17 protein-coding genes and 1 other RNA gene are annotated in these 24638 nt (G+C 70.7%); 5 read left to right on the top strand and 13 right to left on the bottom strand.

What is annotated here, in order from left to right; translation table 11 throughout:
• Positions 1-95: 95 nt before the first annotated feature.
• The 6 genes from ssrA to ftsE form a co-directional block, all read right to left on the bottom strand.
• Positions 96-468: a transfer-messenger RNA gene (gene ssrA / locus E1285_RS10455) on the bottom strand.
• Between the two features lie 318 nt (positions 469-786).
• Complete coding sequence (locus E1285_RS10450) at positions 787-2709, bottom strand: penicillin-binding transpeptidase domain-containing protein (RefSeq protein ID WP_132150587.1); 1923 nt, start codon at positions 2707-2709, stop codon at positions 787-789.
• Positions 2710-2718: 9 nt separating this feature from the next.
• A complete protein-coding gene (smpB, locus tag E1285_RS10445; protein WP_132150585.1) occupies positions 2719-3210 on the bottom strand; it encodes an SsrA-binding protein SmpB in 492 nt (163 codons plus the stop codon).
• Positions 3211-3318: 108 nt separating this feature from the next.
• A complete protein-coding gene (locus tag E1285_RS10440; RefSeq protein WP_132150583.1) occupies positions 3319-4536 on the bottom strand; it encodes a S41 family peptidase in 1218 nt (405 codons plus the stop codon).
• Positions 4537-4599: 63 nt separating this feature from the next.
• Positions 4600-5505: a permease-like cell division protein FtsX gene (ftsX, locus tag E1285_RS10435; protein WP_132150581.1), complete on the bottom strand. Its 906-nt coding sequence runs from the start codon at positions 5503-5505 to the stop codon at positions 4600-4602.
• A 218-nt stretch (positions 5506-5723) separates the two neighbouring features.
• On the bottom strand, positions 5724-6413 hold the full coding sequence (ftsE, locus tag E1285_RS10430; RefSeq protein ID WP_132150579.1) for a cell division ATP-binding protein FtsE: 690 nt from the start codon (positions 6411-6413) through the stop codon (positions 5724-5726).
• Positions 6414-6826: 413 nt separating this feature from the next.
• Between ftsE and E1285_RS10425 the strand changes: the two genes are divergently transcribed.
• Positions 6827-7012 carry a hypothetical protein gene (locus tag E1285_RS10425; RefSeq protein ID WP_132150577.1) on the top strand — a complete coding sequence of 62 codons (186 nt, stop codon included), beginning with the start codon at positions 6827-6829 and terminating at the stop codon, positions 7010-7012.
• Positions 7013-7142: 130 nt separating this feature from the next.
• Here the strand turns inward: E1285_RS10425 and E1285_RS10420 are convergent, their stop codons facing one another.
• Positions 7143-8204, bottom strand: a complete 1062-nt coding sequence (locus tag E1285_RS10420) for a hypothetical protein (RefSeq protein ID WP_132150575.1) — start codon at positions 8202-8204, stop codon at positions 7143-7145.
• 206 nt (positions 8205-8410) lie between these two features.
• Here E1285_RS10420 and prfB point away from each other — a divergent pair, with 206 nt between their 5' ends.
• The 3 genes from prfB to E1285_RS10405 all read left to right on the top strand — a co-directional run bounded on the left by prfB (position 8411) and on the right by E1285_RS10405 (position 11691).
• Positions 8411-9520: a peptide chain release factor 2 gene (prfB, locus tag E1285_RS10415; protein ID WP_132150573.1), complete on the top strand. Its 1110-nt coding sequence runs from the start codon at positions 8411-8413 to the stop codon at positions 9518-9520.
• 121 nt (positions 9521-9641) lie between these two features.
• Complete coding sequence (locus E1285_RS10410; RefSeq protein WP_132150571.1) at positions 9642-10622, top strand: hypothetical protein; 981 nt, start codon at positions 9642-9644, stop codon at positions 10620-10622.
• Positions 10623-10791: 169 nt separating this feature from the next.
• A complete protein-coding gene (locus tag E1285_RS10405) occupies positions 10792-11691 on the top strand; it encodes a hypothetical protein (protein WP_132150569.1) in 900 nt (299 codons plus the stop codon).
• Positions 11692-11704: 13 nt separating this feature from the next.
• Here E1285_RS10405 and E1285_RS10400 read toward each other — a convergent pair whose 3' ends face one another.
• Positions 11705-16540, bottom strand: coding sequence for an NAD-glutamate dehydrogenase (locus tag E1285_RS10400; RefSeq protein ID WP_132150567.1), 4836 nt, complete (start codon positions 16538-16540; stop codon positions 11705-11707).
• A 257-nt stretch (positions 16541-16797) separates the two neighbouring features.
• Positions 16798-18459, bottom strand: a complete 1662-nt coding sequence (locus tag E1285_RS10395; protein WP_132150565.1) for a serine/threonine-protein kinase — start codon at positions 18457-18459, stop codon at positions 16798-16800.
• A 228-nt stretch (positions 18460-18687) separates the two neighbouring features.
• Here E1285_RS10395 and E1285_RS10390 point away from each other — a divergent pair, with 228 nt between their 5' ends.
• Positions 18688-19284 (top strand): hypothetical protein, encoded by a 597-nt coding sequence (locus E1285_RS10390; RefSeq protein ID WP_132150563.1) that lies wholly within the window; start codon positions 18688-18690, stop codon positions 19282-19284.
• Positions 19285-19303: 19 nt separating this feature from the next.
• Here the strand turns inward: E1285_RS10390 and E1285_RS10385 are convergent, their stop codons facing one another.
• The 4 genes from E1285_RS10385 to E1285_RS10370 all read right to left on the bottom strand — a co-directional run bounded on the left by E1285_RS10385 (position 19304) and on the right by E1285_RS10370 (position 24635).
• Positions 19304-21259 (bottom strand): acetoacetate--CoA ligase, encoded by a 1956-nt coding sequence (locus E1285_RS10385; protein WP_132150561.1) that lies wholly within the window; start codon positions 21257-21259, stop codon positions 19304-19306.
• Positions 21260-21463: 204 nt separating this feature from the next.
• On the bottom strand, positions 21464-22174 hold the full coding sequence (locus tag E1285_RS10380) for a haloacid dehalogenase-like hydrolase (protein ID WP_132150559.1): 711 nt from the start codon (positions 22172-22174) through the stop codon (positions 21464-21466).
• A 146-nt stretch (positions 22175-22320) separates the two neighbouring features.
• A complete protein-coding gene (gene pruA, locus E1285_RS10375; RefSeq protein ID WP_132150557.1) occupies positions 22321-23943 on the bottom strand; it encodes an L-glutamate gamma-semialdehyde dehydrogenase in 1623 nt (540 codons plus the stop codon).
• A gap of 182 nt (positions 23944-24125) precedes the next feature.
• Positions 24126-24635 (bottom strand): hypothetical protein, encoded by a 510-nt coding sequence (locus tag E1285_RS10370; RefSeq protein WP_132150555.1) that lies wholly within the window; start codon positions 24633-24635, stop codon positions 24126-24128.
• Positions 24636-24638: the final 3 nt, after the last annotated feature.

The following is a 24638-nucleotide window of genomic DNA, read 5'->3' as shown; positions in this document are numbered from 1 at the left end:
GAGCCCCCACACCGGGGGTCTGGGGGTCGCCCCCCAGGCAGACATGACGAAGGAGTGGCGGCCCGCGCATTCTGCGGGCACACCACTCCAACGACGAGTGGAGGTGGCGGGAATCGAACCCGCGTCCTTCGGTGAAGGGTCAGGGCTTCTCCGGGTGCAGCCTGCTTAACGTTTTCTCAGTCCCGGCGCTCACGCAGGCGTGTCGCCGACGGACTCAGTCGCTGTTCGGTGTTCCTACAGGTCCCGCGACCGGGCTTGCAGGTGGAGTCTCCTTACGATGCCAGACCCCGGGTCGGAGACTCTCCCGGGCTGACAGAGTCGCTACTCGCCTCAGGCGGCGAGAGCGAACTCGGACTGCTTCTTGTTGGCAGTTGTTGGTTTGCTGTCACAGGATTAACGAGGTCACGACAGCAACCCTCGACCCGCTTCCCCTGGCTCGTACGACCGAAGTCGAAGCCGGTCACCCCCATGTTGAGTTGTCAAAACGGGCGCCCGAGGACGTCCGCACCATGACGTTACTAGGGTAACGCGTGGCCGGGCAACGTTATTTCCCAGGACAGCCGTGAACCCCGGTGGGTGCGACCTGAGTCACACCCACCGGGGTCGACCGGCAGGGTCGGGCCGGTCCGGACGGCAGAGCCTCCCCCGAGAAGAGGCTCTGGTCTCATCACGGCGACTGAGTCCGCAACCCCCCAAGCGGGATCTCAGTCACCCGTAAAGACGCCCGGGGACGGCGGGAAGGTTGACGCCGTGGCGTAAAGAGATCACAAAGCCGTCACGGGGCGGTCATCGGGCGCGGAGGAACTTCGCCGCGATGTCCGGGGTGTTGACGTGGCCCTCGACGGCGATCGCGAAGGCGCGGTCGCCGCTGGAGCCGACGAACCAGGAGACGGTCTTGTTGCGGTTGCCGTCGCGGTAGGTGGCGAGGGCGGCGACGCCGACCAGGTCGCCGGAGACGCGGGCGCCGCGGGCGTTGCCGTGGGACGCGGTGCGGCCGAGGACCTTCTTGAGGCTCGCGATGGATTCGGGCCGGAGGTTCTGCGGCGGGGGCGCCTGGATGGTCTTGGCGATCTCCTTGAGGACGTACGGGGGCTTCCAGGTGCCGTTCTGGGCCGCGGCGGCGACCAGGGCCATGGCGAGGGGGCTCACCTTCACGTTGCCTTCGCCGATCATGGCGGCGGCCTTCTGGCCGTCGTTGGCGGGGGTGGGCACCGAGCCGGTGAAGGCGGGGACGGTCAGGCCCCAGTCCTTGCCGAGGCCGAACTGGGACGCCTCGTTGACGAGGGTCTTCGCGTCGAGCTTGGCGCTGAGCTGCGCGAGGGTCGTCTTGCAGGACGCGGCGAAGTGGTTGGCGAACGTGCTGTCGCCGCGGGGCTTGCCGGTGAACTTCTCGCCGCCGACGGTGACGGTGGCGGGGCAGGTGGTCTCGGTGGTCTGGCTCATGCCGGCCTGGGAGAACAGAGCCTCGGCGGACACGATTCCGAACGTCATCCCGGGCGAGTACTCGCCTTCGAACGCGAGGTTCTTGCCGTTCGTGCCGTGGTTGGACACGGCCAGCACCTCGCCGGTGCTCGGACGGACCACCACCATGGACGCCGGGTGGTTCAGGCCCGCGAGCGCCTTGTCGCTCTTGCGCTGGAAGGAGGGGTCGAGGGTGGTCTGCACTTCCTGTGGCGGCTGGCCTTCCCAGGAGCGCAGTTCCTCGGTGTTCTCACCGGACTCGTCCTGCGCCACGACGCGGACGGTGGGGGTGCCGGCGAGCCGGCGCTGCTGGAGGAGCTGGACGCCGCTGACGCCGATGGTGTCGCCCGGCTGGTAGGGGGCGCCGACGTGCTGGAGGCGGTCGGCGGTGGCGGGGCCGAGCGTGCCGACCAGCTCGGGCGCGTAGGCGGGGGCGACCGGGGCCTTGACGCCGTTGAAGCTCAGCCCGGGGATGTTGGTCAGCCGCTGGATGAGCGCGTTGTGCGCGGGGACCTGGAGTGTCATCAGCGGCAGGAAGTCCTGCGGCGGGGCGGAGCGGACGCGTCCGAGGAGGCGTTCGGCGTCGAGCCGGCGACCGTCGATCTTGGCGTGCTTGGTGAGCATGTCGAGGGTCTTCTTGGGGTCGGCGAGCTGCCCGGGGAACACCCCGACGTCGTAGGCGCCGACCTCGCGCAGCAGGGAGCGTCCGTGGGTGTCGGTGACGGGGGCGCGCTCGGGCTCCTCGGTCACGACGGCGAGCCGCTGCCCGGGCTTCAGGCTCGTGTGGATGATCGAGGGACTCCAGGCGATCTTCCATTTGCCGCCCACCCGGCGAAGGTGCATCAGCCCGGGGTACTCCCACGGCTGGCCGTTCTCACCGAGGTCGATCTTCACGGTGAAGCGCGCGTCGGCCTCGTCGCCCTTCTTGATGATCTGGTCGACGTCGCTGTCGGTGACGCCGGTGCCGAGCGACAGCCGCAGGGACGCGGCGTCGAGCTGCTGGCTGACCCGGCTCAGCGCGTCCTCGACCTGTTTCCGGTCCACGCCGACGGTCTTGCCGGCCGCCGCCTCGAAGTTGCCGACCTGCCAGGCGATCAGGAAGTCGCGGACGGCGGGCATCGCCGACCGCTCGGCCCAGCATCCGGTCGTCATGCCCGCGACGAGGGCGCCGCTGACCGCGAGCGCCACCACCCGGCGCCGCGCCGCTGCGATCCTGCCGGGCCGCCGCTTCCGGCGTCGGTTCGTCATCGACACCCTTCACCGTCTCCTGAACCGGGCCGCCGCCGCCTTCTGCATCTCCCGGTCGGCTTCCCGCTTGGCGATGGCCTGACGCTTGTCGTAGGCCTTCTTACCACGGGCCAGGCCGATCTCGACCTTGGCCTTGCCGTCGCTGAAGTACAGCGCCAGCGGAATCAGCGTCCAGCCGGGCTCCGACGACTTGGCGATGATCTTCTGGATCTCGCGCTTGTGGAGCAGCAGCTTCCGGCGCCTGCGAGGGGCGTGGTTGGTCCAGGTCCCCTGCGTGTACTCGGGGATGTGGACGTGTTCCAGCCACACCTCCCCGCCCATCACGTGCGCGTAGCCGTCGGCGAGGGATGCGCGTCCGGCGCGCAGGGCCTTGACCTCGGTGCCCATCAGCACCATGCCCGCCTCCCACGTCTCGTCGATGTGGTAGTCGTAGCGGGCCCGCTTGTTCTGGGCGATGAGCTTGCGCCCGGTGTCCTTCTTGCGCCCGGTGTCCCGTGCCACGTCATCCAGTCCTTGTCCCGGCGTCCCAGTTCTAGTCCGGCCAGTTCGGTCAGTTCGGCTAGTTCGGTCAGTTCGGTCGTTCCGGCGGTTCTATCGTGCCCGGTGGTCTCAGCCGCCCGGCAGTGTCGCGTGCAGGCCGCGCAGCACCGTCCGGGCGCGCCGCTCGGCCACTTCGGGCGGACGGTCGGCGGAGACCGCCACGTCGGGTTCGATCCCCACACCGTCGAGGTTACGGCTGCCGGGGGTCCGATAGCGACCGACGGTCAGTTCGATGACCGACCCGTCGGCGAGCGTGATGGGTTCCTGCACCGATGCCTTCCCGTACGTACGCGATCCTATGATCACCGCGCGGTCGCGGTCGCGGAGGGACCCGGCGACGACCTCGGCGGCGCTGGCGGTGCCGGCGTCGACGAGCACCACCAGCGGGGTCTTCGCGTCTCCGGGCTCGGTGACCATCCGGTTCTGGGCGGGTTCCCCGCGCGGCCGGTACGTCACCACGGGGCCGCCCGGCAGGAACGCGGAGGCCGTTCTGACCGCCTCGTCCAGCAGGCCGCCCGGGTTGCCTCGCAGGTCCAGCAGGACGCCGCCCCTGGGACGGCCGGACGGTGACTGCCCGGTCACGGCCGCTCGCACCCGCCGGCCGGCGCCGCGCGTGAAGGCGCCGACCCGGATCATCCGCGCGTCGTCCGCGAGGTCGGTCACTGTGACGTCTCCTCCGGAGACGGGTGTGCGGACGAGGTGGAACCGCTTGGTCCGCCGGTCTCGTTCCACGGTCAGGGCGACCGGCTCTTCGGGACGCCCCCGCAGCGCCCCCGCCACGCGTTTCACGCCCCAGCCGTCCACGGGCGATTCCCCGACCCCGGTGATGATGTCACCGGCCCGCACACCCGCGCGTGCGGCGGCGGTGCCCGGCTGGACGCTGGCCACGATCACCCTGCCCTCGCGGTCCCCGGAGCCGAGCCACAGCCCGACGCCGCTGTAGTGGCCGTTCAGCCGTCCATCGACGTCGTCGTACTCGCGAGCGGAGTAGTAGCGCGCCCACCTGTCGCCGAGCGCGCTCAGCATGCCCTCGACGGCGGCGCGGTCGAGTTCGCCGCGCTCGACCGGCGCGGCCGCGTGCCTGCCGATCCGCGCGGCGGCCTCGTTGAGGACCGATCCGTCCGCGGCGGCGGTGGGACGCCGGGGACCCGAGCCGGTCACCACCCCCGCGCCGTACGCGCAGAGGATCGCGGCCGCGATCGCGGTGCCGCGCAGGAGGCGCCCGGCCCTCCTGCCTTCGGGGGGTCGCCGGGGCCGCCTCCCCGGGAGCGGCACGGTCCGGAACATGCGGCAAGTGTAGAGCGGCGCGATACACCGGATCCGGCGGTTGCACCGGATCCGGTCAACGCGTCAGATCTTGAGATATCTCCGCAGTGTGAGGAACGACGCGACCGCGCATAGCAGCACGCCGAAACATATGGAGACGACGATGACGGCGATGACCGTACTCCAGCCGAGTTGGCTGACGAGTTGGACGTCTCCCGCCAATCTGTCGATCAGCAGTTTCTTGCTGAACACCAGCAGGATGGACGAGAAGATACCGCCGATCAGGCCGGCGATGGCGCCCTCCAGGATGAACGGCAGCTGGATATAGGTGTTGGACGCGCCGACGAGCCGCATGATGCCGGTCTCCCGGCGCCGGTTGAACGCCGACAGCCGGACGGTGTTGCCGACCAGCATCACCGCGGCGACCACCTGGATCAGCGCGATCGTCAGCGCGGCCACCTGGAGGCCGTTCAGGATCCGGAAGAATCGCTCCAGGATCTCCTGCTCGTTGATCACGGTGTCGACGCCCGGCTGGCCGAGCATCGCCTGCGCGACCGCCTTGTACTCCTCGGGTGCCTTCAGCTTGACCCGGAACGAGTCGGGGATGTCGCCCTCGCGGGTGCTCTCCACGAAGCCCGGCGAGCCCGCGAAGTTGTCCTTGAACCGCTCGAAGGCCTGCTGCTTGTTCTCGTACTGGACCTCGGAGACCTGTGGCAGCTTGTCCAGCTGAGCCTTGAGCGTCTGCCGCTGCTGGTCGGTGACGTCCTGCTTCTGGCAGCTCGGGTTCGAGCTCGTCTTGGCGCACAGGAAGATCGAGACTTCGATCTTGTCGTACCAGAAGCTCTTGGACGAGTCGACCTGCTGCCGCAGCAGCAGCCCGGTACCGAAGAGTGCCATGGCGATGGCGACGGTGATGACGAGGGAGATCGTCATCGTCATGTTCCGGCGGAGACCGATCCAGATCTCCTGGAGAACGAACTGTACGCGCATGCCTCGCTGTCCTTGATCGCCTGTGTCCCGCCGGAAGCCTGGGCCGTACCGCGTTGTGGAACGGGGGCCGATGCGGGGCGGTTCCTACCTCTGGGGCCTCGGGGTGTCGTACGCCCCGGCAGGAATCGGTGGTTCAGATGGAAGTGCCGTGGAGGGGACCGGGCCCCGGCCCGGGTCATCGCGGGTGGAACGTCTCCCGCACTCCTCGGCGAACACGGTTAGTAGGCCTGCCCGTACACGCCGCGCGACTGGTCGCGGACGACCCGTCCGTCCTCCAGCTCGACGACGCGCTTGCGGAAGGCGTCGACGATCGCGGCGTCGTGGGTGGCCATCACGACGGTGGTACCGGTGCGGTTGATCCGGTCCAGCACCTTCATGATGCCGATCGAGGTGGCCGGGTCGATGTTGCCCGTCGGCTCGTCGGCCAGCAGGATCATCGGCCGGTTGACGAACGCCCGCGCGATCGCGACGCGCTGCTGCTCGCCGCCGGACAGCTCGTCCGGCATCCGGTGGGCCTTGCCCTCCAGGCCGACGAGGTCGATGACCTCGGGGACGACCTTGCCGATGAAACGCCGCGGCTTGCCGATCACCTCGAGGGCGAACGCGACGTTCTCGAAGACGTTCTTGTTGGGGAGGAGGCGGAAGTCCTGGAAGACGCAGCCGATCCTGCGGCGCAGGTGCGGCACCTTCCAGTTGCTCAGCCTGCTCAGGTCCTTGCCCGCCACGTGCACGTGACCCTGGGAAGGACGTTCCTCCTTCAGGATGAGGCGCAGGAAGGTCGACTTACCCGAACCGGACGGCCCCACCAGGAACAGGAACTCGCCCTTTTCGATGGCGACGTTCACGTGCTGCAAGGCGGGCCGGTTCTGGGTCGGATAGACCTTGGTGACGTTGTCGAAGTGGATCACGGCTGCATCACGGCGGTTCGGTGTCTAGGGGTTGGGGAGCGGCCCGGCCCGCGGGCCACGGAATGGCCCGTGACCTCCGGTCTGCGCCGCCCGGCTCCACGACCAGGCGGGACGCGGAGCCTTCGAGCAGTGTAGAGGGGACGGTCAACTGCCTCGTCCCGCTCGCCGGAGTACGGGAGCCCGGGGCCGCCACAACGCCCGATGGGCGTGTGCCGTCCGATCAGTGCCATGTGAACCGTCTCCCGACGTACCGGCCGTTTCCTACCATCAAGCTCCCGGACTTGCCGGAACGACCATACAGTCCGGCTACGCTGGATGATGGCGAAAGATACCTAATAGGTCGACAGATGCCGGACAGGTCGACGCATCCCCGCAAGGACCCGCGTGCCGTTCTCGGAGATAGGGGCCATGACATGAGCTGCGAACATCTGATCTGCGCCCAGTGCTCGAACCCGGTCGTGGAGGGGCGCTGCCCCACATGCCGTGAGGCCCGGTCAGAGCTGCACCGTCACGGACTGTCAGGATCGCCCGTCCTCGTCCTCGCCGGCCTCGTGGCCCTGCTGTTCGCCGCGCTGGTGCTGCAGCGCGTCTACGGCTGACGAGTACGCCTGTACCTGAACTACGCCTGTACCCGACCACGCCTGTACCTGACCACGGCTTGGACCTGACCAAGGCTTGGCCACAGCATGGCCACGGTCGACGCCCCGTTGGAGAGCGCGGCCCGGGCCCCTACGGTGTCTTCTTGAGCGGCGGCGTGGAGGCCTTGGAGATCGCGCCCTGGTCGGCGATGACCTGCGCCTTCGACTGGCGCTTGCCCTCTTCGGCCCGCTCCGGGTCGTACGCCGCGAAGTGCAGGGTCGCGGTCGTGTCGACCTGGTTCCCCTCGACGGTGCCGTCGAGGAGATGCTCCGCCTCCTCAGGGATCTCCGGTTTGGGCGTGCCGGGCTCATCGGCGATGAGCGAGGTGCTGCGGAACAGCGAGTAGACGATCAGGCCGCCGCCGCTCTCCGTCCGCACCCCGAAGTAGGGGAAGGGCGTGGCCGTGTAGACGATCTGGAGTGTGAGATCGTCCTCCTTGGCCTTCTTCGTGGCCTTCCTGGTGTCCTTGTAGAACCCGGTGGTGACGGCGCTGGACTTCATCACCTTGGCGGCGACGCTGCCGCCGCCCTCCGCGGCGACCGTCGCGTGGATGCCGATGACGTCGCGGGGACGGATCAGGAGGGACGTGTCGTCGGTGCTGAGCGCCTCCGCGTAGCCGTCATCATCGATCTCGACCTCCGGCAGCTTCGCCTTCTTCTGCATGTCGGTCACGAGCGTGAGCTTCCAGCGGTCGGACGGGCTGTTCCGGACGAACGCCATCAGCACCGTGCGCTCGCTCTTGCGCTCGCCGAGGACCGAGCGATCCACCGACGCCATGAACCAATGCGGGTAGGCGTCGTCCTTCAGCTTCGGGACGTACAGCTCGGGCTCGTCGTAGCCGAAGCGCCGCACCGGGTCGCCGTCGTAGGCGGCCTCGCGGAACTCGGCCGCGGTGAGCTGCCGCTGCCCGCCGGTCGTCCAGTTCAGCGCGAGCCGCTCGTCGCCGGCGGCCCTGGCGACGTCCTCGTCGGTGACATAGGTACGGAACGCCTGCTTCGCGGCTTCCGGGGTCAGCGGGACCGGCTCGGGCGGGGACGTCGTGGGCACGCTGACGGTCGGCCGCGCCTCGGTCTTGCCCTCGGCGCAGCCCGCGGTGCTGAGCGCCAGGATGAGCGGCACCCCGGCCGCGATCACCCGCGTGAACCTGTGCACAGACCGTCCCCCGGACCGAATTCCATGCCGACCGCCCTCCGGCCGGCGTCCTCGGCCCGTGATTCTGCCATCCACATGATATTGGCCGTGCGCTCCCGTCGGATGCGCGGCGGCGTGCCGGAGGGCGCCCGGCGGCGTGCCGGGAGGGCGCCCGGCGGCGGCGGGACGGCGATGAGCACTGCCCGGACGGCGATAGGCTCGGAGGCGTGGCAGCCATCGAACCCGAAGAGCAGCTCAAGGAGCTCGGCTCGACACTGTCCGGTATCGAGCAGGTGCTGGACCTCGACGGCATGCGGCGTGACATCGCCGAGCTGCGCGAGCAGTCGGCCGACCCGGACCTGTGGAACGACCAGGAGCGCGCCCAGACGGTGACGCGCCGCCTGTCGTACCTGGAAAGCGAGCTGGGCAAGGTCGAGGGGCTGCGGCAGCGGCTCGCCGACGCCGCCACCCTGTACGAACTCGCCCAGGAGATGGACGACGCCGACACGCGCGCGGAGGCCGACGGGGAGCTGGCGGCGCTGCTGAAGGCCGTCCAGCAGCTTGAGGTCCGCACCCTGATGTCGGGCGAGTACGACGCCCGGGAGGCGCTCGTCACCATCAACGCGCAGGCCGGCGGGGTGGACGCGGCCGACTGGGCCGAGCAGCTCCAGCGGATGTACCTGCGCTGGGCCGAACGGCACAACTACCCGACGCAGATCTACGACACGTCCTACGCCGAAGAGGCCGGGATCAAGTCGACGACCTTCACGGTGAAGGCCCCCTACGCCTACGGGACGCTGCGCGGCGAGCACGGCACGCACCGGCTGGTGCGGATCTCCCCGTTCGACAACCAGGGCCGCCGCCAGACCTCGTTCGCGGGCCTGGACGTCGTCCCGGTGGTGGAGCAGAGCGACCACGTCGACATCGACGAGAACGACCTGCGCGTCGACGTCTACCGGTCGTCCGGGCCGGGCGGCCAGGGCGTCAACACCACCGACTCCGCGGTGCGGATCACCCACATCCCGTCCGGGATCGTCGTGTCCTGCCAGAACGAGCGCAGCCAGATCCAGAACCGCGCCACGGCGATGAACGTCCTGCAGGCCAAGCTCCTGGAGCGCAAGCGCCAGGAGGAGGCGGAGAAGATGTCCGCGCTGCGCGGCGAGGGCACCAGCAGCTGGGGCACGCAGATCCGCAACTACGTGCTGCACCCGTACCAGATCGTGAAGGACCTGCGTACCGGTGTCGAGGTCGGCAACCCCTCCTCGGTCCTGGACGGCGACATCGACGAGTTCATCGAGGCTGAGATCCGCTGGATGCGCCAGCAGGAAATGGCGTGACGCGCTTCCTGCGGGACGGCCGCGAGATCTTGCGGGGAGTTCTGTGTTCGTAGCGTGACTCCATGGTCACTCTGCGAGGATGGCGGGCGGTTCGGATCGCCGTCAGCCCTCGGGGGGCCTCATGCCCGCACGCAACTTCGCCGTCGCCTCGCTTCTCGTATCCAGCCTGCTCGCCGCCGCACTGAGCGCGGGATGCTCGGGTGACGCCTCGTCCGCCGATCCGGCTCAGCCCCGGGGAACGCCGCCGCTGAGCAAGACGCAGGCCCAGCAGGTGCTGGCGTCCTACACCGCGGGGGCGAACCGGGCCGGCAGCAGGTTCAACCGGAAGGCGCTGCGCACGATCCAGACCGATCCGCAGCTGACCATGGACGCGGCGGCTCTCAAGATGCGGCGGGTCGTGAAGCAGCCGCCACCGAAGCTCGAGTTCAGGGACACGTCGTTCTACATCCCGCGGCTGGGCGGTTATCCGCAGTGGTTCGCCGCCGCCGCCGTCACCGGCCGGGGAAAGCAGGCGCAGCGCCACGCGATGCTGTTCACGCGGGCCAAGGCGGGGGCGCCGTGGCTGCTGGCCGCCGCCCCGCATCCGGCCGATGCCGCGCTGAGCCGGGTGGCGCTCGATCCGGACGGCTATGCCGCGCCGGTCGGCCAGGACGTCGAGGACCTCGCCGTCTCGCCGCGGAAGCTGCCCGCCGCGCACGCCGCGCTGCTCACCGAGGGGCCCGGCGCGAAGGGCGCGTCCGTCATCGCGGACGGGCCGCAGACCACCGAGACGTACAAGGCGCTGACGCAGGGCGCGAAGACCCTGGCCGGACGGGGCGTGACGCTTTCGTCCAGATTCTCCGCCGCGCCGTACACGGTCTACGGGCTCCGTACCAAGGATCGTGGGGCCGTGGTGTGGTATGTCCTGAAGCAAAATGAGGCGTACTCCGCGTCACGGCGGGGCAAGCTGGGCGTGAGCGGTGATCTGGTCGGGCTGGCCCCGGCGAGGACCTCCAGGACGCGCATGGACACGACCGTCCTCGCGCAGTACCTGGCCACCGTTCCGCCGGAGGGCCGCGCCACGGTCAACGGCATGTACCGCAAGGCCGTGGGCGTCAGATGAGTTGAGCGACGCCGGACGAGGCCGAGCCCCGCAGGGGCCCCAGTTCTCCGTCGGGTGCCGGGCGGTCCCGCTCTTCTGACCGCTGCAGCAGGGACATCCCGGCACCCGGCGGGTAGGCGCTCTACACTGGCGCGGACAAGTTCGACATTTCGTCCGCCCGAGGTGGGTTATGCGCCGCGCGCCTCACATGGCTCTGGTCGCGTTCCCGGCCGCCCTCCTGACGGCGTGCTCCGGCGCCGCGGACTCCGGCGCGGACGCGAAGGAGCCGTCCGGCAAGCCGGCCGTCACGGCCGAGGAGTCCCGCGAGGTCCTCAAGGACTGGACGGAGCGGCACAATCGAGCCATCACCTCCGGTGACGTGCGGCTCTGGCGCGACACCGTCACGGGAGCGCTTGAGGCCCCGGTGACCGCCCGCGTCCGCACCTACGGCAAGCTCCCGAAGTCGGCACGGATCTCCCTGTCGAACCCGGTGTTCTACGTCCCCCGCCAGGACGACCACCCCAAGTGGTTCGGCGTCGCCGCGCTGGAACGGTCAGGCGGCGACGACCAGCAGGTCCTCGGCGTCTTCGTCAGGAAGAACGCGGAGACCGGCTGGCACGCCGCGCACTGGCTGACGTTCCAGGGCCGGCCACCCCAGCTGGCCTACGACCGGCAGGGTTACGCGATACCGGCGCCCGACCGGGACCTCCCCACCGCGCACGCGAACTACCTGAAGACCGGCGACCGAGGCGCCCTGACACCCGACACCCACACGTCGAACGCCCGCGCCGAGGACCAGGGCGACTGGACGGTCACCCACGGAGCGATCACACCCGGCCCCGGCCCGTCCTACGCCCTGCGCACCGAGGACGGCGGCTCCCTGGTCTGGTACGCGCTCAAGCAGGAGAAGACCCTGACCGGCGGCACCCCCGCCACCCTCCCCACCGAACTCCGCGACCACCTGAAGAAGAACGGCGACAAGCCGGAGACGCTGCGCACGACCTGGCAGTGGCTGGCCATCGGCTACGCACCCCCCACCGGCAAGGCCCGCATCCTGGGCGAATCGGTCTCCCTCACAAAGGCGAGCTGAGGCAACACCACGCCTAGTCCGCAGGCAGGGCGCTGGCGGTCACCAAAGTGCGGATCGCGCCTAGGGCCACCGAGAGGGTCGCCAGGTCGAAGCTGTCGCTCTCCCAGATCTCGCTGAGGGTCTGCTGGGCGCGCTGGACGGCGGGCTTGTTCTTGTCCGCCCAGTGGAGCATGCGCTCGTCGGGGTCCTCGCCGGGCTCGCTGGTGACCAGGACGTCCCGGGTGAGGGCGGCGTGCGCCGTGTAGAGGTCGTCGCGGAGGGCGGAGCGCGCCATCGAGCGCCACTTGTCGTCGCGCGGCAGCGCGATGATGCGTTCGCGCAGCCGGGACAGTTGCAGCCGGTCCGCGAGGTCGAAGTAGATCTCGGCGGCCTCCTCCACCGGACGGCCCGTGTCGTGGGCGATGCCCACCAGATCGAACGTGGAGAAGGCGGGGACGAACGTCGCGCACCGCCCGGCCAGCTCGTCCGGCACGCCCCGCTCGGCGAAGCCGTCCCGGCGCTGTTCGAACGCGGCGAGGTCCAGCCCGACCAGCAGCTTCGACAGGTGGGTGCTCAGCGTGGCCGCGCCGCCGGCGAAGAAGTCGATCGTCTCGCGGATGTCGAACGGGGGCCGCCGGTTGTGCAGCAGCCAGCGCGCGCCGCGCTCGGTCAGCTTGCGCGCCTCCAGCAGCATCGCGACCTGCGTGGACTCGGAGACCTGGTGCGACAGGCCCTCCACCGACTGCCAGAACCGCGGCATGCCGAACACGTCGCGGGCGACCAGGTAGGCGCGGGCGATGTCGGACGACGACGCGCCGGTCTCCTCGTTCATCCGGAACACGAACGTGGAGCCGCTGGCGTTGACCACGTCGTTCACCACGGCGGTCGTGATGATCTCGCGGCGGAGCGGGTGCCGGTCCATGTACGTCCTGAACCGTTCGCGCAGCGGCGTCGGGAAGTAGTCGACCAGCCACGACTCCAGGTACGGGTCGTCGGCGAGGTCGGAGGTGACGAGGTCGTCGTCGAGGGCGAGCTTGGTGTAGGCCAGCAGGACGGCGAACTCGGGGCCGGTGAGCCCGAGCCCGGACTGCCTCCGTTCGGCGAGCGCCTTGTCGTCCGGGAGGAACTCCAGGCGCCGCTGGAGCCGCCCGTCCCGTTCGAGCTTGCGCAGGTAGCGGGCGTGGATGTGCATCATCGCCGGTGCCTGCGCGCGGGACGCGGCGAGCACCACGTTCTGCGCGTAGTTGTCGCGCAGGACGAGCCGCCCGACCTCGCCGGTCATCTCGTACAGCAGGTTGTCGCGCTGCTTGCCGGTCAGCTCGCCGTCCCGCACGACCTGGTCGAGCAGGATCTTGATGTTGACCTCGTGGTCGGAGGTGTCGACTCCGGCGGAGTTGTCGATGAAATCGGTGTTGATCAGTCCGCCGTTGCGGGCGAACTCGATGCGGGCGAGCTGGGTCACCCCGAGGTTGCCGCCCTCGCCGACCACCCGGCAGCGCAGGTCGGCGCCGTCGACGCGGACGGGGTCGTTGCCCTTGTCGCCGACGTCGGCGTTGCTCTCCATCGACGACTTGATGTAGGTGCCGATGCCGCCGTTCCACAGCAGGTCGACCGGCGCCTTGAGGACGGCCCTGATCAGCTCGAACGGGGTGACCGCCTTCACCCCGTCGTCGATGCCGAGCGCCTCGCTCATCTGCGGGGTCACCGCGATCGACTTGACGGTGCGGGGGAACACGCCGCCGCCCTTGGAGATCAGCGAGGTGTCGTAGTCCGCCCAGGTGCTGCGCGGCAGCTCGAACAGGCGGCGGCGTTCGGCGAACGACGTCGCCGCGTCCGGTTCGGGGTCGATGAAGACGTGCCGGTGGTCGAACGCCGCGACGAGCCGGGTGTGCTCGGACAGCAGCATCCCGTTCCCGAACACGTCGCCGGACATGTCGCCGATGCCGACGGCGGTGAAGTCCTCGCTCTGGACGTCCCGGCCGAGCGAGCGGAAGTGGTACTTCACCGACTCCCAGCCGCCGCGGGCGGTGATGCCCATTCCCTTGTGGTCGTAGCCGACGGAGCCGCCGGACGCGAACGCGTCCCCGAGCCAGAAGCCGTACTCGGCGGCGACCTCGTTGGCGAGGTCGGAGAACGTCGCGGTCCCCTTGTCGGCGGCGACGACCATGTAGGTGTCGTCGCCGTCGTGGCGCACGACGTTGGACGGCGGGACGACCTTGCCGTCCACGAGGTTGTCGGTCAGGTCGAGCAGGCCGGAGATGAAGTCGGTGTAGCAGGCGATGCCGGCCTTCTGCCACGCCTCCCGGTCCACGGACGGGTCGGGGAGCTGCTTGCCCACGAAGCCGCCCTTGGCACCCGCCGGGACGATCACGGTGTTCTTCACGGCCTGCGCCTTGACCAGGCCGAGGATCTCGGTGCGGAAGTCCTCGCGCCGGTCCGACCAGCGCAGCCCGCCGCGCGCCACCGACCCGAACCGCAGGTGCACGCCCTCGACCTTCGGGGAGTACACGAAGACCTCGTAGGTCGGCCTGGGCTCCGGCAGGTCGGGGATGGCCTGCGGGTCGAACTTCATCGCCAGGTACGGCTTGTGCTGGTAGTGGTTGGTGCGCAGGGTCGCCTGGACGAGGGCCAGGTAGGCGCGCAGGATGCGGTCCTCGTCGAGGCTGGCGACGTCGTCGAGCTTGCCCTGGATCTCCTCGGTGATCCCGGCGCTGCGCTCGTCCTCACCGCCCGCGATCGCCGGGTCGAGGCGGCTCTCCCACAGCCGGACGATCAGCCGCGTGATGGACGCGTTGCGCAGCAGGACCTGCTCGATGTAGCGCTTGGAGAACGTCGTGCCGGTCTGGCGCAGGTACAGGGCGTAGGCGCGCAGGATCATCGCCTGCCACCAGTTGAGCCCGACGTGCAGGACGAGGGCGTTGAAGCCGTCGTTCTCGATCTCGCCGTTCCACAGCCGGGTGAACGCCTCCTGGAACAGGCCCTTGACGGCGTCCTCGGGGACGTCGGCGGGCGGCACATACCGCAGTCCCAGGTCGTAGATCCAGTACCGCCGGCCGTCGGAGGTGTTGATCTCGTAGGGCCGCTCGTCGATCAGCTCGACGCCCATGTTGTGCAGCAGCGGCAGCATCCGCGACAGCGAGATCGGCTCGCCCAGCCGGTAGATCTTCATCCGGCGCTCGCCCGGCTCGGCGCTGTACGGCTCGTACAGGTTGATCGAGGTGTCGGCGTCGTCGCCGAGGTCTTCGAGGCGGCGCAGGTCGGCCACCGCGGTGCGGGCGGGGAAGTCGGCCTTGTAGGCCTCGGGGAAGGCGTCCGAGTACCGGCGGCCGAGGGTTCCGGAGCGTTCCTCGCCGCACTGCTCGATGATCGCGTCGGCCAGGTCGTCCGCCCAGGAGCGGGTGGCGGCGGCGAGCCGCTCTTCCAGGTCGCTCACGTCGACGTCGGGCAGCGGACGGCCGCGCTCGCCGCGGACGACGACGTGCAGCCGCGCCAGCATCGACTCGGTGACGTTCGCGCTGTAGTCGACGCTGACGCCCTCGAACGCGTCCTTCAGCAGCCCCTGGATGCGCAGCCGGACCTTGGTGGTGTACCGGTCGCGCGGCAGGTACACCATGCACGACATGTAGCGGCCGTACAGGTCCTTTCGCAGGAACAGCCTCAGCTGGCGGCGCTCGCGCAGCCGCAGCACGCCGAGCGCGATCGGCAGCAGGTCGTCGACGGAGATCTGGAACAGCTCGTCGCGCGGGTAGCTCTCCAGTATCTCGACGAGGTCCTGGCCGTCGTAGCTGTCGGCGGTGAACCCGGCGAGTTCCAGCACCTCGTCCAGCTTGCGCTTGAGGACGGGGACGTGCGCGATCGACCCGCTGTAGGCGACGTGGGTGAACAGGCCGAGGAACCGCCGTTCGCCGACGACGGCGCCGGACTCGTCGAACTTCTTCACCCCGATGTAGTCCAGGTACAGGGGGCGGTGGACGGTGGAGCGCGAGTTCGCCTTGGTGAGCACCAGCAGGTGCTTCTCGGTCGCCTTCTCGCGCACTTCGGGCGGCAGCGCGGCGAAGCTGTCGGACTCGCGCTTGTCGCTGCGCAGGATGCCGAGGCCCGTGCCGGGCTCCGGGCGCAGCGCGGTTCCGTCCTCGGTGAGCGTGTAGTCGCGGTAGCCGAGGAACGTGAAGTGCCCGGTCGCCAGCCAGTCGAGCAGCTCGACGCCCTCGGCGAGCTCCTTGTCCGGCAGCGGCGGCGCGGACTCCCGGATGGCGGCGGCGATCTCACCGGCGCGGACCCGCATCCTCGGCTCGTCCTCGAAGGCGACCCGCACGTCCTGCAGGACGCGCAGCAGGTCGCGCTCCAGGTCGTCCAGGACGGCCCGGTCGCTGGTGCGGTCCACCTCGATGTGGATCCACGACTCGTCGATGTCGGTGTCGCTGTCGAGCTTGCCGCGGAACGCCTTCAGGCGGCCCGCGACGTCGCGGTCCACGCCCAGCAGCGGGTGGACGATGAGGTGGGTGGCCAGCTGGTGCCGGGTCAGCTCCATGGTGACGGAGTCGACCAGGAACGGCATGTCGTCGGTGACGACCTGCACCACCGTGTGCCCGGGGTCCCAGCCGTGCTCGTCCAGCGTCGGCGTGAAGACCCGCACCTTGGCGCGCCCCTGGGGCCGTTCCTCGCCGAGCGCCCGGTGCGCCAGGGCGGGGCCGCAGATGTCGGCCGGGTCCCTGGTGGCCAGGTCCTCGCGGGCGACATGCCGGTAGTAGAGGCCGAGGTAGGCGAGGGACTCCTCAACGTCCAGGCCGCGCGCTCCCGGGCGCTGCGTGCACGTTTCCGCGGCCCGCCGGAGCAGGTCGTCCTTCGCCGAATCGAGCATGCCGCTCATCAACAACTCCCCTAGAGACCTTCGCCACCTCGTTGTGGCGCCGCTCACGCGCCAGCGTAACCAGGAATCGGCGCAAAGCCGACCTGCCCGGCCGCGAGGTCAACGTGGCTTATCCCACCCTGCCAGGCGATACGGCGTCCCTCGTGGTGATCGCCGAACCCGGCGCCGCCGCGTCCGCGCGACACGCGCGGCGGTGCCGGAACCGCCGTCCCGGCGCCGGTTCCGCCCCTGGTCGGAGGTGTCGGCGTCCGGAGGCGTCAGCCGCCGGATCCGGGCGGCACTTCCGGGTCGGTGGGCGGCTCCTCCGGGTCCGTCGGCGGCTCCTCCGGATCGGTCGTCGGCGGGTCGTCGGGCGACGGCGAACCGTTCGTCGGCGTCGACGTCGGCCCGGTCGGCGTGTCGGTCGGCGTGGTACCGCCGGTCGGCGACGGGCTCCCGGTGGGCGAGCCGCTGTCCGTCGGAGGTGTGTAGGAGGGGGCGACCGGCGCCTGGCCGGTCGGTTCCTGGGTCGTCGCCGGCGCCGACGTGCTCGGCGCGACGTCGGACGACCCGGGCGGGGCGCTCGGGTCGCTGACCTTCTGCCCCGCCTTGCCGTTGTCGCCGGAGCTGAGCGCGACGACGGAGGAGACCACGACGATCGCGACGAACAGGGCGGCGGCCCCGGCCAGCACGGCCGGGCGGCCCGAGTCGGCGAGCCTCCCCCGCAGCCCGCGCTTTTCCCCGCCGCCGGCGAGGTCGGGCGGCAGCGTGTCGTCGGCGGACCAGGCGGCGGGCGTCGGGTGGAGACCCGGCTCGAACCCCGTCGCGTCGGTCTCGTCCGGGGCGCCGCCCCGGCCCGCGAAGCCGTGGCCGCCTTCGGGGCCGTCCGCCCCCGCGCTGTGGAAGGCGGCCGCCGCGGCCGGCGCCTCCGGGTCGCGGAACACGGGATAGTCGTCGAAGGCCGGATCGTCGTCGTCGAAGACCGGGGCGTCGCCGAACACCGGGTCGGGCTCGAACACCTCTTCCTCGTCGCCGATCTCGGCGGCCCGGACGGAACCGGCGGCGAGCATCGCGGTCTCGTCGGTGCCGCCGGCCGCGCGCGCGGCGGGCGTCTTGGTCTCCGTCCCGGAGACCTCCTCGTGGCCGAGCAGCCGCATCAGCACCTGCCGCGCGCCCGGCCTGTCCGCGGGCGCCTTCTCCAGGCAGTCGAGGACCAGCCCGCGCAGCGGGCCGTGCAGGTCGCCGAGGTCGGGCTGCTCGTGCAGGATCCGGTTGATCACGGCGGGGATGGTGTCCTGGCCGAACGGCGGCCGGCCGGTCGCGGCGAACACGAGCGTGGCCGCCCAGCAGAACACGTCCGACGGCGTCCCGACCTCGTCGCCGGCGATCTGCTCGGGCGACATGTAGGACGGGGTGCCGATCACCCGGCTGGTGAGCGTGGTGCCGCCGCTGATCGCCCGCGCCACCCCGAAGTCGATGACCCGGGGGCCGTCGGGGCCGAGCAGCACGTTGTGCGGCTTGAAGTCGCGGTGGACGATCTTCGCCTGGTGGATCGCCGACAGGGCCGTCGCGGTACCGACCGCGAGCCGGTCCAGCGCGGCGCCGCCGAGCGGGGCGTCCTCCAGCACCTGCTGGTTCAGCGACGGGCCCCGGACGTACTCGCTGACGATGTAGGGCCGGTCTCCGTCCACGTCCGCGTCGATGACCTGGGCCGTGCAGAACGGCGCGACCTGCTTGGCGACCTCCAGCTCCCGCAGGAACCGGGCGCGTGCCTTCTCGTCGGACGTCAGCTCCGCGTGCAGCAGCTTGATCGCTACCTGCCGGCCGTCCTCGCCGGTGCCCAGGAACACGGTTCCCTGGCCGCCCTCGCCGACCCGGCCGATCAGGGCGTACGGACCGAGCCGATCCGGATCTCCGGACCGCAGCGCCCCAACCTCCATGCGTCGAACCGTCCCTCTCTAGATCGACGAGCCCTGCCCGGGGCCCGGATCACCCTTCGACTGTGTGACGCGCGAGACCCCTGTGAAGTTCACCCGGCCATAGGCCAATACAGCGTGATCTGACCGACGCTTCCGTTCAGAGACATTTGACCGGGGGGCCAACCTTAGTGCCGTCACATGCCCAGCGACATAACCACCTAACGTGTCACACAAGCGAGACTTGACGACATGACGATGCTCGACGGCCGCCGCGTCTACACGCGCGCCGAACTGATGGAGGCCCACGGGCTGGGACGCAGCACGCTGGAGAAGTGGTTCCGCGAGCGCGCGGCCAACGGCCACCCCGAACCGGCCGGGACGGTCGGCTCCCAGCTCGCCTGGGACGCCGCGGCCTGGGACCGCTGGTACGCCGCGCGCGGTTCCGGGGACGTCTCGCCGGGCCTCGTCACCCGCGACCAGCTGGCCGCCCGCCACGGCGTGAGCCGCCACCGCCTCAAGCAGCTCTGGGCCGACCGCGCGGCCAACGGCCACCCGGACGCCGCGCACCGCTCGGGCAAGGCCCTGTACTGGGACGAGGCCGCCTGGGCGGCCTGGTACACCGCTTACGAAGAACGCCCGCCCGAAGAGGACCCGGACGACCTCGTCACCCTGGCCGACGCCGCCCGCATCCTCGGCCTGGCCCAGACGAGCGTCACCGTGTACCCCGGACGCCCACCCGCCGGATGGCCTGACCCGGCCAAGGTCGAGCCCCTCGGCGGCGGCCGGGTCCGCCGCCTCTACCGCCGCCGCGACATCCTCGCCTACGCGTCCTCCCGCCCCCGCTGATCGCGGGGGACGAGCGGGCCTACGGGGTGAAGTGTGTGAGGACCTCCGGGTTGGCCATGGAGTCGCGGTTGGCGGCCTTGTCGATCGGGGTGCCCTGGAGGATCTTGCGGACGGGGACCTCCAGCTTCTTGCCCGACAGGGTGCGCGGGATGCCGGGGACGGCGAGGATCTCGTCCGGGACGTGCCGGGGTGACAGCGACGAGCGGATCCGGCGCTTCAGTTCGCCCAGCAGGTCGTCGGTGAGGGACGCGCCCTCGGCGAGCTGGACGTACAGGAGCAGGCGGCCCTCCTGGCCGAGGCGGCCGGTGTCGATGACGAGGCTGTCGGTGATCTCCTCGAACACCTCGACGACGCGGTAGAAGTCGGACGTGCCCATGCGGACGCCGCCGCGGTTCAGCGTGGAGTCGGAGCGGCCGTAGATGACGCAGCCGCCGTCCGGGAGGATCTTGACCCAGTCGCCGTGGCGCCACACGCCCGGGTACATGTCGAAGTAGGACTCGCGGTAGCGTTCGCCGCTCTCGTCGTTCCAGAAGTGGACCGGCATGGACGGCATGGGCTCGGTGATGACCAGTTCGCCGACCTCGTCGATCACGGGGGCGCCGTCGTCGCCGAACGCCTCGACCTTGGCGCCGAGGCCGCGGCACTGGATGACGCCGGCGCGCAGCGGCAGCAGCGGGGAGGGGCCGACGAAGCCGGTGCACAGGTCGGTGCCGCCGGAGAACGAGCCGAGCAGGAGGTCCTCGGCGACGGCGTCGTACACCCAGGCGAAGCCTTCGGGCGGTAGCGGGGAGCCGGTGGAGCCGATGCCGCGCAGCGCGGACAGGTCGTGTTCCTCACCGGGGCGGAGGCCCTCCTTGGCGGAGGCCGTGATGTAGGGCGCGCCGACGCCCATGTAGGTCACGCCGTTGTCGGCGGCGAGCGTCCACAGGTCGAGGGGGGCGCCGTCGTACATGACGATGGTGGAGCCCACCAGCAGGCCGCCGATGAGGTAGTTCCACATCATCCAGCCGGTGGTGGTGAACCAGAAGAACACGTCCTCCGGGCCGAGGTCCTGGTGGAAGGACAGGGCCTTGAGGTGTTCGAGGACGACGCCGCCGTGGCCGTGGACGATCGGCTTGGGCAGGCCCGTGGTGCCGGACGAGTAGACGACCCACAGAGGGTGGTCGAACGGGACGTCCTCGAACACCAGGGTGTCGCGGTCGCCGCGGGGCAGGTCGCCGTAGTGGACGCCCACGCGCAGGGCGTCGGGCGTCGCGGCGGGGTCGAGGTAGGGGATCAGGACGGTGGCGGCCAGGCTCGGCAGCGCGGCCTCGATCTCGCCGACGATCTCGCGCCGGTCGAACCGCCTGCCGTTGTAGGCGTAGCCGTCCACGGCGATCAGGACCTTCGGTTCGATCTGCGCGAACCGGTCGATCACCGAGGAGGAGCCGAAGTCCGGGGAGCACGACGACCAGACCGCGCCCAGCGACGCCGTGGCCAGGAAGCAGATCAGCGCCTCGGGGATGTTGGGGATGTAGGCGGCGACGCGGTCGCCCTTGCCCACACCGAGGTCGGCCAGGCCCGCACGGACCTCCGCCACGTGCATGGCCAGTTCCCGGTAGGACAGCACGCGGTGCCCGCCCGCCTCGGAGCGGAAGACGACCGCGGTCTCGTCCGGCGTCTCGTCCGCGCGTCGCAGCGCGTTCGCGGCGTAGTTGAGCGTCGCGCCGGAGAACCACGTGAGCCCGTCCACCGGCATGGGCCCGCCCGTCCGGACGGGGCCGTCGCCGCGCTCGCCGACGACCTCGAAGTACGACCAGACCGCGTCCCAGAACGCGTCGACCTCGGTGACGGACCAGCGCCAGAGGTCGTCGTAGGTTTCCGTGAGGACGCCCCGCTCCCGGAGCCAGTGGACGAAGCGGGTCACCCGCGCGCGGGCGACGACCTCCTCCGACGGCTCCCACAGCGCCGACCCTTCAGAAACCTCACGGGTCATCTCTCTCCCTCCCCGCCGCGCCAGGGCGCGCGGCCATCCCAATATCGGCCGTGCCCCGCACGCCGCGCAAGTTCCCCGCGACGCGCACCGGCACGCCTCGCCGCCACTCCCCATCGCAGGTCACAGAGCATCCGGGAACAATCCCGATTCCTCACACAACGCCGGCCGCGATCATCATTCGGCCCCACATCGCGAGACACCATCTCACATACGGGTGAGGTCGGCCACGGCGCCGACGACCGCGCCGGTGTCGGCGAGGGTGGCCAGGACGTGCTCGGCGCCGGCGGCGCGGAGTTCGGCCTCGGTGGCGCTGCCGGTGGCGACGGCGATGATCGGGGAGCCGGCGATGCGGGCGGCCTGGACGTCGCGGGGAGAGTCGGCGATGTACACGGTGGCGGACTCGGGGTAGGCGGTGCCGCGGCGCTCGCCGGAGCGGGTGCGGGCGAGCTCCAGGAGCGCGGCCTTGCTGTAGACGCCGTTCTCGTAGCCGCCGCTCTCCAGGTCGAGATGGCCTGCCAGGCCCAGTTCGCCCACCTTCAGGATCGCGTTCGGCCGGAGGGACCCGGTCAGGACCGACTGGGCGACGCCGGGGACGTGGGCGAGCGCCTCGACGGCCTCGCGGGCGCCGGCCAGGACGCGGCCGTGGTCGCGCAGGTCGGTGCGGCGGGACGCGAACGCCTCGGTGAGCGCGTCGAAGAAGGCGGCGAGGTGGTCGTCGGTGGTGACGACGTCGTTGAACGCGAGGGTCTCGAAGATGATCTCGGACTCGGTGCGGCCGGGGGTGGGCGCGAGGCGGACGAGGGGACGCCCGATGGTCCGCTGGAACGCCTCGGCGTAGGCGTCCCGGGTGACCCGCCCGACGTCGACCAGCGTGTTGTCGATGTTCCACAGCACCAGACGGTTCAGTGTCGACATCCCGTTCCCATGCGCGGTTGGTTGGACGTGGACGGACGGCGCCCCGGCACCGGCCCGCCCCACCGAGGCGGCGAGGCGAGCTTATCGTCCGGCGTCCCGGGCACCGCCCGCAACCATGGCGGCGGGCGGACGTCCGCCCGGGAACGTCAGGTGCCCATGTGGGGGTAGCGGTGGTCGGTCGGCGGGACGAACGTCTCCTTGATGGACCGGGTGCTCGTCCAGCGGGTGAGGTTGAACACCGAGCCGGCCTTGTCGTTGGTGCCGGACGCGCGGGCGCCGCCGAACGGCTGCTGGCCGACGATCGAACCGGTCGGCTTGTCGTTGACGTAGAAGTTCCCTGCCGCGAAGCGGAGCGTGCGCGTGGCGGCGGCGATCGCGGCGCGGTCCTCCGCGATGATCGCGCCGGTCAGGGCGTACTCGGAGACGCCCTCCATCTGGCGCAGGACGGTGTCGTAGTCGCCGTCGTCGTAGACGTGGACGCCGAGGATCGGGCCGAAGTACTCCTTCGTGAAGATCTCGTCGTCCGGGTCGGACGACTCCAGGACCGTCGGCCGGACGAAGTAGCCCTGCGAGTCGTCCAGCTCGCCGCCGGTCAGGATCCTCATGCCGGCGATGCCGCGGGCCCGTTCGATCGCCGCGCGGTGCTTGGCGAACGCGCGCTCGTCGATGACCGCGCCCATGAACAGCGACAGGTCCTCGGCGACGTTGCCCATGGTGAGGGACTCGGCCTCGGCGCAGAAGTCGTCGCGGATCCCGTCCCAGACGGAGCGCGGGATGTAGGCGCGGGACGCGGCGGAGCACTTCTGCCCCTGGTACTCGAAGGCGCCGCGGACGAGGGCCGTCTTCAGCACCGCCGGGTCGGCGGACGGGTGCGCGACCACGAAGTCCTTGCCGCCGGTCTCACCGACGATCCGCGGGTAGCCCCTGTACCCGGAGATGTTCTCCCCGATCGCCCGCCAGAGGTTCTGGAACGTGCGCACCGAGCCGGTGAAGTGCAGCCCGGCCAGGTCGGGATGGCGCAGCGCCACCCTCGACACGGCCTCCCCGTCCCCCGTGACCAGGTTGATCACCCCGGGCGGGAGCCCGGCGGCCTCCAGCAGCCGCATCGTGTGGTGCGCGGCGAGCTGCTGGGTCGGCGACGGCTTCCACAGCACGGTGTTGCCCATCAGGGCGGGCGCGGTCGGCAGGTTCCCGGCGATCGCGGTGAAGTTGAACGGCGTGATGGCGAGGACGAACCCCTCCAGCGGGCGGTACTCCAGCCGGTTCCACACGCCCGGGGGCGACAGCGGCTGTATCTCGTGGATCTGCTCGGCGTAGCGGACGTTGAACCGCAGGAAATCGATCAGCTCGCAGGCGGCGTCGATCTCGGACTGCTGCACGGACTTGGACTGCCCGAGGATCGTGGCGGCGTTCACCGTGGACCGCCACGGCCCGGCGAGCAGGTCGGCGGCCCGCAGGAAGATGGCGGCACGGTCCTCGAAGGCCATCGCCCGCCACGCGGGCGCCGCCTCCCGCGCCGCCGCGATCGCTTCGGCCACGTCCGGCTCGGTGGCGTTGCCCATCCGGCCGAGGACATGCCCGTGGTTGTGGGGTTCGACGACGTCGACCGGCGTCCCGGCCCCCATCCGCCGCTCGCCCCCGATGGTCATGGTCAGCTCGGTCTGCGCGCCGCCCAGCTCTTTGATCTTGGCTTCGAGCGCGGCCCGTTCCGGGCTGCCCGGCGCGTAGCCCTTGACCGGTTCGTTCTTCGGTACCGGCACTGTGAACATATTTCATCCGGCCTTTCCGCTGGGGCGTGGCATGTGACGACGTGCCGAGGATGAAAAATGTTCAGGAGTGACGGCGTCCATCTGACGCTCCCTGGGAATCCGACGGCTTTGTCGACTGCCGTGGACCTACCCGCCCGCACCCGGCGAATACCGTCCCGCCCGGTTCGCCTGGCAGGCGAGGGTCAGGCGAGGAGGTGAGGGAGCTCCTGGGTGGCGTACCAGAGGAGTTCGTGGCCTTCGGCGCCGCCCACGGTGAACCGGGCGTCGTCGTCGCCGGCGTCGGCGGCCGGGACGGCGTCCGCGGCGGCGGCGATGTCGGCGGCGGCGTCCGCGTCGTCCACGTGGCCGGACGCGATCCTCTTCCACGGGACGGCCGCGGACAGTGCGACCAGGGCCCGGTCGTCGCTGCCCACCCCGGCGTCGCCGCGGGCCCAGCCGACCTGGTCGTCGGGCATCTCGGCGGCGAGCACCACGCGGCGGCGCGGCGCGGCCGGGTCGGCGGCGAGCAGCCGCAGGGAGCCGCGGGCGGCGGCGGACAGCGCCGCGTACTCCAGCTCCTCCAGGTCGCCGCCCGCGTACCACTCGCGCAGCGCGGGCGTGACCGCGTGCGCGGTGAGCGGCGCGGGACCGATCTCCTTCGCGGCGTGGACGCCGGCGAGGAGCGGGAGCGTGGACGGCAGGTAGACGCGCATGAC

This window comes from Actinomadura sp. 7K507, from assembly GCF_004348425.1.
Classification (GTDB): Bacteria; Actinomycetota; Actinomycetes; order Streptosporangiales; family Streptosporangiaceae; genus Spirillospora.
The sequence above is the reverse complement of the archived record's forward strand: the minus strand, read 5'-3'. Positions and strand labels throughout refer to the sequence as shown.

Coding starts and splice junctions, on each gene's coding strand:
- E1285_RS10440 (WP_132150583.1), bottom strand. CDS start 4,536: ATGTTCCGGACCGTGCCGCTCCCGGGGAGGCGGCCCCGGCGACCCCCC.
- E1285_RS10385 (WP_132150561.1), bottom strand. CDS start 21,259: ATGACCCGTGAGGTTTCTGAAGGGTCGGCGCTGTGGGAGCCGTCGGAG.
- E1285_RS10405 (WP_132150569.1), top strand. CDS start 10,792: ATGCGCCGCGCGCCTCACATGGCTCTGGTCGCGTTCCCGGCCGCCCTC.
- E1285_RS10380 (WP_132150559.1), bottom strand. CDS start 22,174: ATGTCGACACTGAACCGTCTGGTGCTGTGGAACATCGACAACACGCTG.
- E1285_RS10370 (WP_132150555.1), bottom strand. CDS start 24,635: ATGCGCGTCTACCTGCCGTCCACGCTCCCGCTCCTCGCCGGCGTCCAC.
- pruA (WP_132150557.1), bottom strand. CDS start 23,943: ATGTTCACAGTGCCGGTACCGAAGAACGAACCGGTCAAGGGCTACGCG.
- ftsX (WP_132150581.1), bottom strand. CDS start 5,505: ATGCGCGTACAGTTCGTTCTCCAGGAGATCTGGATCGGTCTCCGCCGG.
- E1285_RS10410 (WP_132150571.1), top strand. CDS start 9,642: ATGCCCGCACGCAACTTCGCCGTCGCCTCGCTTCTCGTATCCAGCCTG.
- E1285_RS10400 (WP_132150567.1), bottom strand. CDS start 16,540: ATGAGCGGCATGCTCGATTCGGCGAAGGACGACCTGCTCCGGCGGGCC.
- E1285_RS10425 (WP_132150577.1), top strand. CDS start 6,827: ATGAGCTGCGAACATCTGATCTGCGCCCAGTGCTCGAACCCGGTCGTG.
- E1285_RS10395 (WP_132150565.1), bottom strand. CDS start 18,459: ATGGAGGTTGGGGCGCTGCGGTCCGGAGATCCGGATCGGCTCGGTCCG.
- E1285_RS10390 (WP_132150563.1), top strand. CDS start 18,688: ATGACGATGCTCGACGGCCGCCGCGTCTACACGCGCGCCGAACTGATG.
- E1285_RS10450 (WP_132150587.1), bottom strand. CDS start 2,709: ATGACGAACCGACGCCGGAAGCGGCGGCCCGGCAGGATCGCAGCGGCG.